Genomic DNA, 8,981 nt, shown 5'->3' on the forward strand with positions numbered 1-8,981 from the left:
CAAACGGAAAATAGTGCCGGACAATGGTAACAATTACGGGAAAAATATACAAAAGTACTATCAATAGATATCCTAAAAATCGAGGTTAATAATACAAATAACTGATGTTTCATCCGTCAATATGGCGTAGGTTTGTTCATTAAATTTAAACGATATGAAGAAAGTTTTGGTATTAATGCTGTTATCCTTCTCCCTGTTAAAAGCAAGTGCTGATGAAGGAATGTGGTTACCAATGTTGTTGGGCCAGCAGGTATACAATGACATGGTAAAGAAAGGATTAAAATTAACAAAAGAGCAATTGTACTCAGTTAATAAATCATCTTTAAAAGATGCGATTTTAATTTTTGGCGGCGGCTGTACCGGTGAAATCGTGAGTAGCGAAGGCCTCATTTTTACCAATCACCATTGCGGTTACTCAGCTATCGCCAATGCCAGTACAGTAGAGCACAATTACCTGCAGGATGGCTTTTATGCATTTAATAAAGACCAGGAAATAAAAAGTGAATTGACGGTGCAGTTTTTAGACAGGATTGTGGACGTTACCGCTGATGTGGAAGCCGCGGTGAAAGGGCTGGCCTGGTCAGACCGGGTTGCTAAAATGCCGGAAGTATATAAGGCTATCACCGATAAAGTATTGGACAAAGAGAATGCGCTGGCGGGAAGAATATACCCGATGTTTAAAGGCAACCAGTACATTATGTACGTGTACAAAACCTACCGGGATATCCGGCTGGTAGGTGCTCCTCCGGAAACCGTGGGCAAGTTTGGTGGAGATACCGACAACTGGGAATGGCCCCGCCACACAGGCGATTTTTCTATCTTCAGGGTATATGCAACAAAAGACGGCAAGCCCGCAGATTACAGCAAAGACAATACGCCATTAAAACCCAAATACTTTTTGCCTGTAAGTATCAAAGGCATTAAAGACGGCGACTATGCAATGATTTACGGATACCCCGGCGGTACCAACCGGTACGAAACAAGCTATGGCATTCAATTAAAAAATGAAATTGAAAATCCTTCGCTGGTTAATTTGAGGGATGTGCGTTTAAAAATTATGCATGAACAAATGCTGAAAGATCCGGCCGTAAAATTAAAGCTGGCGAGCAGCTATGCCAGCATTGCCAATTACTGGAAATTTTTTGATGGCGAAACAAAACAGCTGATTAAGTTTCATACCCAGGAGCAAAAACAGGAGTATGAAAATAAGTTTGCCGCATGGGCAAAAGGCAAAGCTGACTATGAAAATATTTTTGCAGACTATGCAAAAAACTATGCGGCATGGACACCTTATAGCAAACAACGGCAGTACATTAACGAAGGCATCATGGGCTCACCACTTGCAGCTTTTGCAGCTTCATTAATCGGGGTCGAAACCAACCTTGTAAAGCAGGGTATTTCTTCTGCCGATATCAAAAAATCGGTTGATGCTGCGACTGCTGCGCGGAAAACTTTTTTGGCTGCTGAAGACAGGCCAAGCGATGAAAAAATTATGGCTCAAACAGCCCGGCTCTTTTATACAGATATTGATAAAAGCCAGCACCCGATTGGTTTTTATGATGGCATTAGAAACGGATTTGGCGATTTAAAAGAAGAACTGACATTTAAAAAATGGGCCGGTAATGTGTTTGATAAAACGATGATTTTAGATGATGCCAAATGGGTTGCTTTTGTTGCCAACCCCGACGCCACTGTTTTACAGGCGGACCCCGCTTTTGCATATGCATCTGCCTTTATAAAAAACTACAATCTGAAATATGCGCCCTTGTATGCTGCGTTTAACAGTACCAATGCGGCACTGGGTAAAAGTTATATGAAGGGTATTATGGAAATGAATCCGGCAGCAGCCAGCAAAATGTATCCTGACGCCAACTTTAGCATGCGGGTAAGTTTTGGCAATGTAAAAAGCTACAATCCGCGGGATGCTGTGCATTATGATTATGTTACTACGGGTAGAGGCGTGATAGAAAAATACAAAGCAGGCGATTATGAATTTGATTTACCTGCCAAACAAATTGAGCTGATGAAGAAAAAAGATTTTGGCCAGTATATCGATAAGGGCAGGAACGACCTGGTGGTTGATTTTATTACCACCAATGATATTACCGGCGGTAACAGCGGCAGCCCGGTAATTGATGGCAGCGGAAATTTGATAGGCCTTGCATTTGACGGTAACTACGAGGCGCTTAGCCACAAAATTGCGTTTGACAAGGATTTAAATCGTACCATCTGTGTGGATGTACGTTATGTACTTTGGTGTATTGACAAATTAGGAGGTGCAAAAAACATTATTAATGAGTTGAAGCTGATTAAATAAATTAACAAAAACCGTAGTACAAAAAACTACGGTTTTATTTTTGCTGTAAACAATCAGTCAGAATAAATGTTTCTTTATAACATCAACTAAAACTTACACAATGATCAAACAACTTCATTTATTATTAACAGCCATTTTTATGAGCTCAATACTTTCCCTTTCGGCACAAAATAAACCCGGTATAAAAACCGAAGAGGTAACCTATACATCTGGCGGCGTTACCTGTAAAAGCTTTGTAGCTTATGATGGTAATCAAAAAGGAAAAAGACCAGCCATTGTTGTTGTGCCGGAATGGTGGGGTAACAATGAATATTCCAAATGGAGGGCACATCAGCTGGCGGAACTGGGATATATTGCTATTGCGGTGGACATGTATGGTGACGACAAAATAGCCGCGGATCCCAAACAGGCACAGGACTATGCAACGCCCTTTTATAAAGATCCAAAATTGGGTGAGGAAAGAATTACAGCTGCTGTGAATAAATTAAAAGAATACCCGGAAACAGACGCCACAAAAATGGCTGCGATTGGATATTGTTTTGGCGGCTCAATGGTATTGAATGCAGCTAAGCTGGGTATGGATTTTAAAGGCGTGGTAAGTTTTCACGGCGGGTTGGCTACCGTACCCGCCACTGCCGGTTCTACAAAGGCAAAGATTTTGGTGTGCCATGGTGCAGCTGATAAATTTATCAGCGATGCGGATATAAAAAATTTTAAAAGCAATCTTGATTCTTTAAAAGTGCCTTACACTTTTATTTCTTATCCCGATGCTACGCATGCATTCAGTAACCCGGATGCTACAGCCAATGGCAAAAAGTTCAATATGCCAATTGCCTACAACGAAGCTGCGGATAAAAAATCATGGAACGATATGAAGGATTTTTTTAAAACAATATTTTAGTGAATGGTCAGTGAGTGAATGGTCAATTGTGAATAGGAAGCATTTATTTTTTAACAGAATAGTAAAATGGCAGTGGGTTAACCGTTGCCATTTTGCTTTATTAACTTCGCAATATGGCAGACGATTTACAAATAGTAAAAGGCACCAAACAGGAAATGTATGAAGCACTGTTGCCACAAATAAAAGCGCTGATTGAAGGAGAGGTAGACCTGGTAGCTAACCTGGCCAATATTGCTGCTGCATTAAAAGAGCAATTCAAGTGGTTATGGGTTGGTTTTTATTTGGTTAAAAAAGAAGAGCTGGTGCTGGCGCCTTTCCAGGGACCGGTTGCCTGTACCAGGATAAAAAAAGGCCGTGGTGTTTGTGGTGCCAGCTGGCAGCAAGCTCAAACTATTATTGTACCGGATGTTGCAAAATTTCCGGGCCACATTGCATGCAGCAGTTTATCTGTATCAGAAATTGTAGTGCCTGTTATACGCAACAATAAAGTAATTGGTGTGCTGGATGCAGATAGCGAAAAAGAAAACTGGTTTGATGAAACAGATCAGCAGTACCTGGAAGAAATTGTTGCTTCCATCGTTTTTTAAACTTTTGGCTCATTATCTTTCCAGCCCCACAAGTAGCGGCAGGCGTAAGTTCTGTAAGGACTCCATTTTGCTGAAATCTCCCGCATTTTTTCTTTTAGTGCTTTTTTATCAGTCATATCCAGCTGGTATAACCGGGCAACTCCTTGTTGAATACCCAGGTCATCTAATGCAAAAACATCTTCTCTTCCCAAGGTAAACATCAATATCATTTCAACTGTCCATTGGCCGACACCTTTTATGGAGGAGAGATAGTGGATCAGGTCTTCATTATTCATTTTGTACAGCTTTGCATCCGTTATTTTTTCCTCAATAAAAAACCTGCATACATTCTGGACATACTGCGCCTTGGCATTGGACAGGCCAATGCTGCGCAGTGTTTCAACCGGCGTGTCAATAATTTGTTGCGGTGTGGGCTTTTTGTTTTTGTATAAATTTAAAAAGCGGTCGTAAATAACAGCAGCTACTTTGGTGCTTAGCTGTTGGCTCATGATGGAACTACACAAATGCAGGTACACATTTTTTCTTTTTACCAGTACATATGGTTCCTGCAAGGCGATTATTTTTTTAAGCTTTTTGTCTTTATTAAGGTGAAGTATATGTTCCATCTTTAAATGTAAAACAAAGCTTTGAAAGGTGTGGACTTTAGCGGGTATTTTATGCTTTCCAGGGATGGGCTTATCCATGCTCTGTCCATCGCTCTGTATAGGAGTTATAAGGGGCATTAATTAAGAAAGGTCCAATATCAAAAAATTAATACCCTTTAACAAAACCAATGACAGATAGCATTTTCAATTGATTTTTCTCCACACAGAACCGTCTGATATTATTTCATACGTATTGCTCCCTGCTGTATTTGAAAGTGTTGTAGATGTTGTTCCATTGGCTGTGGTAACCGGCTGCGATAAGGTAACGCTGGTAGTACCGTGGTTTATTAACCGGTACACTCTTCCGGCATAACTGCTGGCTGCAGGTAAAGTCCATGTAGGCGTGCTTCCACCGGTATTAATAATTACGTAATCCGTATTTAAAACAGTATATGCACCGGTACCACTCCTGTAGCTTACACTCTGTGAGCCTGTAATGGATAAAGTAGAATTAGGACTGGTATTGCCGATGCCGACATTGCCATTACCATCAATGCGCACTCTTTCGTTGGTTGACTGTGAAGTACCACCCGTCATAAATATCAAGGATTTTGACGCATTGCCTGTGCCAATCAAAAAATTATTACCCATGGTATACAGGTAGCCATCATCTGCGCCACCCATTATATTACTTGTATTTCCGCTGCCGTTGATACCCATGTCCACGTAGTTGGTGGTTTCATCGCCATTGTTGGCTGTAGCTACCACGTCTGATGATGCGGCGGTGCCTGAGGAATTATTTTGGATATTTAATTGCAGATAACTGTTAATAGAACCTTTGCCTACGATGGCATTTACAGAAGTAGTAGTTCCGGCATCCACCAGCAATTGCTCAGGGTTGGTGGTATTTAAAGTAGTTCCACCTAAACTGGCATTGCCACTTTTATCTATAAAATCAAGTACAGCACCGCTGGAGTTTCTCCATTCCATCAGGTTGGCCGACTGGGTAGCGCTGTTACCCTGCACAGCTAAAGGAACACTTGCATCCCGGTACGATTGAGCTATTACACTTGTGCCTGTAATTCCGTTAACGAATGCGGGAAGTGTTCCTAATTGCCTGTCGCCACCAATGATGGTTGCCCAGTAAGATCCCATTTGCAAAGATCTTCCGCCACCACCCTGCCAGTAGATATCATTTCCATCGCCGCCAATTCTAAAGTCACCAGAGCCTGCAGTATTGGTAAAAAGCAACTGAGCTACAGAACCAACCCGTCTGATTTCCATACTGTCTTTAAGTACAAACCGGGCCCCCGGATTGGTTACGCCAAGGCCTACATTACCTACGCTGTCTATCACCATTCTTTCAGCATTGGCGCTTCTCATTCTTAACGAAACATTATTGGTTGTACCTAAAAAATTTGATCCTGCGGTTGCAGCATTGCCCGTTAAACTCCAGGCCGAACCTGCAAGTGTATAGGAAGGGATATTTAGTGTGTTACCTACCAGGGTAGCAGCACCACTGCTTCCCGTTGTGGTAAGCGTAAGGGCCCCTTGCTTGGCATTAAAAGCAGTCCAGTCTGCGGCCGACAAAGCACCGCGGTTTGCTGCCGATGCGGTTGGTATATTCAGGGTAATAACAGGTGTGGTTGTTCCTGTGGCAACAGAAGAAGATACGTCTGTTCCGGTTGTGCCGAGCGATAATGCAGCAACGCTGGTCACAGTACCACCGCCTTGCTGATCCAGCTGGTATCTGGTAGATCCTATTGTTCCATAAAAGTGGGTGCCATTGTATTCTACTGCTCCATCTTCAGGAGTGGTAAGATTTGTGCCTGTTGTAAATTTCAAGGGAGCTGTGTTTGCAGTTGCAGTACCTGCCCCGAGATGCAATAGTGATGTGGGTGTTGTTTGATTAATGCCGAGCTTACCATTTGCTGAAATTTCAGCTAAAACAGTAGAGGATGAATTGCGCCATTCCTGTAAATTGGCGGATTGGCTTGTAAATCCCTGAACAACTATGCCTGGTATTGTTGCGGCATAAGGGTAAGCAGTCAATTGACCCAGGTAAGTATAACTATTTAATCCTGCTATAGATTGCCCATTTGTATTTAATCTAAAAACATATCCAGGGCCAGCTCCACCATAGATGCCCAACTGACCTGCACCACCGCCAGCGGATGATCCTGTTGAGATTATAGAGTATTTATAGCCGCCAGACGCAGCTGTGTTATCAATAGTCAATGATGTTCCGACGGCGCCTTGCCCGGCCAGAGATTTTATTAATAAAGGGCCAACCCCCGCGTTATCGCTTTCTCCCGCAACGTGAAGAATTTGTGCCGGACTAGCTGTTCCAATTCCAACTTTACCTGTACTGTCAACCACCATCCTTTCAACATTATTGGTTCTCATTCTAAGCGACACATTGTTGGTTGAGCCCAAAAACTGTGATCCTGCAGTAACTGCATTGCCGGTTAAACTCCATGCTGTAGCAGTACCGCTGTTAACTGCGGCAGTTACAAACGCTGTAGTTGCAATTTGAGTAGTGTTAGTACCCGCCGTAGCGGTTGGTGCCGCCGGTATTCCTGTTAGCGTTGGTGAGGCTACGGGAGCTTTAGCTGCTAAGTCGGTAGTCAAATTGGTTACCTGGCTTTCAGCAATATTCGCTGATAATCCCGCTGCGGTTCCTGTGGTGTTTTGATTCAATGTAGGAAAATCTGCAGCTACAGCAATGGAGGGCACGCCGGTTGTTGTTGTATTTTTTAAAATACCGGTCGCTAATCCGGATAAAGCTGTACCATTTATTTTTCCAACTACAGTTGCACTTTGCATGCCAGTAACATCTCCTGCAAGGTTGCCTGTAAAATTGGTAGTTGTACCACTGCTGACGGCGGCTGTAACAAAAGCCGTTGTTGCAATTTGTGTGGTATTGGTGCCCGCTGTTGCTGTTGGTGCAAGCGGAGTTCCGGTTAATGATGGCGAGACAAGCGGTGCCTTTAAAGCATCATTTCCACTTAGTTTCTGGATGGCCTGTAAAATATTATCCGTTGCGGCAACTGTACCTGCACCGGAAGTATAGCCTGTCAATACTTTTGCGATTACTGCAGCATTGGTTACTGTTGCAGCATTACCAATACTTGTGACTTCCCCAGTTAAATTGGCATTAGTAGTAACCGTTGCGGCATTTCCTGTTGTATTTTGATTGAGGGTAGGAAAATCAGCGGCTACAGCAATAGAGGGTATGCCTGTTGTTGTAGTATTTTTTAATATTCCGGTGGCCAATCCGGCTAAAGCTGTACCATTTATTTTTCCTACAACGGTGGCACTTTGCGTACCTGTAACATCTCCTGCAAGACTACCGGTAAAATTTGCGGCACTACCACTACTTACTGCATTCGTTACAAAGGCCGTTGTCGCAATTTGTGTAGTGTTGGTACCGGCAGTTGCTGTTGGTGCTGCCGGTACGCCTGTTAGCGAGGGTGACGCAATTGGAGCTTTTAAAGCATCATTGCCATTTATTTTTTGTATAGCCTGTAAAATATTATCGGTAGCAGCAACTGTTCCTGATCCGGAGGTGTACCCTGTCAATACTTTGCCAATCACCGCTGCATTGCCTACAACGGTAGCACTTTGCGTGCCGGTAACCTCACCCGCAAGATTGCCCGAGAATGACGTTGAGGTACCTGCACTAACTGCTGCATTTACAAAAGCCGTCGTGGCAATTTGAGTGGTGTTGGTGCCAGCGGTTGCTGTTGGTGCTGCCGGTACACCTGTAAGCGTGGGTGAAGCAAGAGGTGCTTTCGCAGCCAGGTCAGTAGTTAAATTAGTAACCTGGCTTTCGGCAATATTCGCTGATAATCCTGCAGCTGTTCCAGTTGTATTTTGATTTAAGGTTGGAAAATCAGCGGCGACTGCAATAGAGGGAACACCTGTACCGGTGGTATTTTTAAGAATACCGGTGCCAAGTCCCGCCAGGGAAGTGCCATTTATTTTTCCTACAACGGTAGCACTTTGTGTGCCTGTAACATCTCCTGCAAGACTGCCGGTAAAATTTGCTGCTGTACCACTGCTTACTGCAGTAGTTACAAAAGCTGTCGTCGCAATTTGTGTGGTGTTTGTACCCGCCGTTGCTGTTGGTGCTAGCGGAGTTCCTGTTAATGACGGCGAGGCAAGCGGTGCCTTTAAGGCATTATTGCCATTTAATTTCTGGATGGCTTGTAAAATATTATCCGTTGCTGCAACTGTTCCTGATCCAGAAGTATACCCTGTCAGTACCTTTCCAATTACTGCTGCATTTCCTACAACCGTAGCACTTTGCGTGCCTGTAACTTCACCTGCCAGGCTTCCTGTAAAAGAGCCTGCACTACCTGTGATATTTCCTGAAGGAGTTACATAATCGGTACCCGCAACAGCGGCACTGATTGTAGTTCCGTTGCTCTTAACAATACCACTAATGGCTCTTACAATCGGATCTGTTTCCGTATAAGAACTCAGGAAACCAGGGGTTGTATTTACCCATTTGCCGGTAACGATATTATATTGCAATATCTGGCCATTGGCGGGAGAGCTGATAGCCGCATCTGTTGCAGCGGATATAC

The 8,981-nt window shown here is 43.4% G+C and carries 5 protein-coding genes; 3 read left to right on the forward strand and 2 right to left on the reverse strand.

Features of this window, described 5'->3' with window-relative positions; genetic code table 11:
• Window positions 1-154: 154 nt before the first annotated feature.
• The 3 genes from QWZ08_RS28075 to QWZ08_RS28085 all read left to right on the forward strand — a co-directional run bounded on the left by QWZ08_RS28075 (window position 155) and on the right by QWZ08_RS28085 (window position 3,805).
• The gene (locus QWZ08_RS28075; protein ID WP_290341357.1) at window positions 155-2,317 is read left to right on the forward strand and encodes a S46 family peptidase; all 2,163 of its coding nucleotides are present in this window, start codon (window positions 155-157) and stop codon (window positions 2,315-2,317) included.
• 100 nt (window positions 2,318-2,417) lie between these two features.
• A complete protein-coding gene (locus QWZ08_RS28080; RefSeq protein WP_290341359.1) occupies window positions 2,418-3,218 on the forward strand; it encodes a dienelactone hydrolase family protein in 801 nt (266 codons plus the stop codon).
• Window positions 3,219-3,331: 113 nt separating this feature from the next.
• Window positions 3,332-3,805 carry a GAF domain-containing protein gene (locus QWZ08_RS28085; RefSeq protein WP_290341361.1) on the forward strand — a complete coding sequence of 158 codons (474 nt, stop codon included), beginning with the start codon at window positions 3,332-3,334 and terminating at the stop codon, window positions 3,803-3,805.
• Here the strand turns inward: QWZ08_RS28085 and QWZ08_RS28090 are convergent.
• Together QWZ08_RS28090 and QWZ08_RS28095 are read right to left on the reverse strand one after the other, a co-directional pair.
• Window positions 3,802-4,410: a DNA-3-methyladenine glycosylase family protein gene (locus tag QWZ08_RS28090; protein WP_290341363.1), complete on the reverse strand. Its 609-nt coding sequence runs from the start codon at window positions 4,408-4,410 to the stop codon at window positions 3,802-3,804. The genes QWZ08_RS28085 and QWZ08_RS28090 overlap by 4 nt on opposite strands.
• Window positions 4,411-4,593: 183 nt before the next feature.
• The coding region (locus tag QWZ08_RS28095) for a beta strand repeat-containing protein (RefSeq protein ID WP_290341365.1) at window positions 4,594-8,981 on the reverse strand (4,388 nt) is incomplete at its 5' end.

The organism is Ferruginibacter paludis, assembly GCF_030409685.1.
Lineage (GTDB): Bacteria > Bacteroidota > Bacteroidia > Chitinophagales > Chitinophagaceae > Ferruginibacter > Ferruginibacter paludis.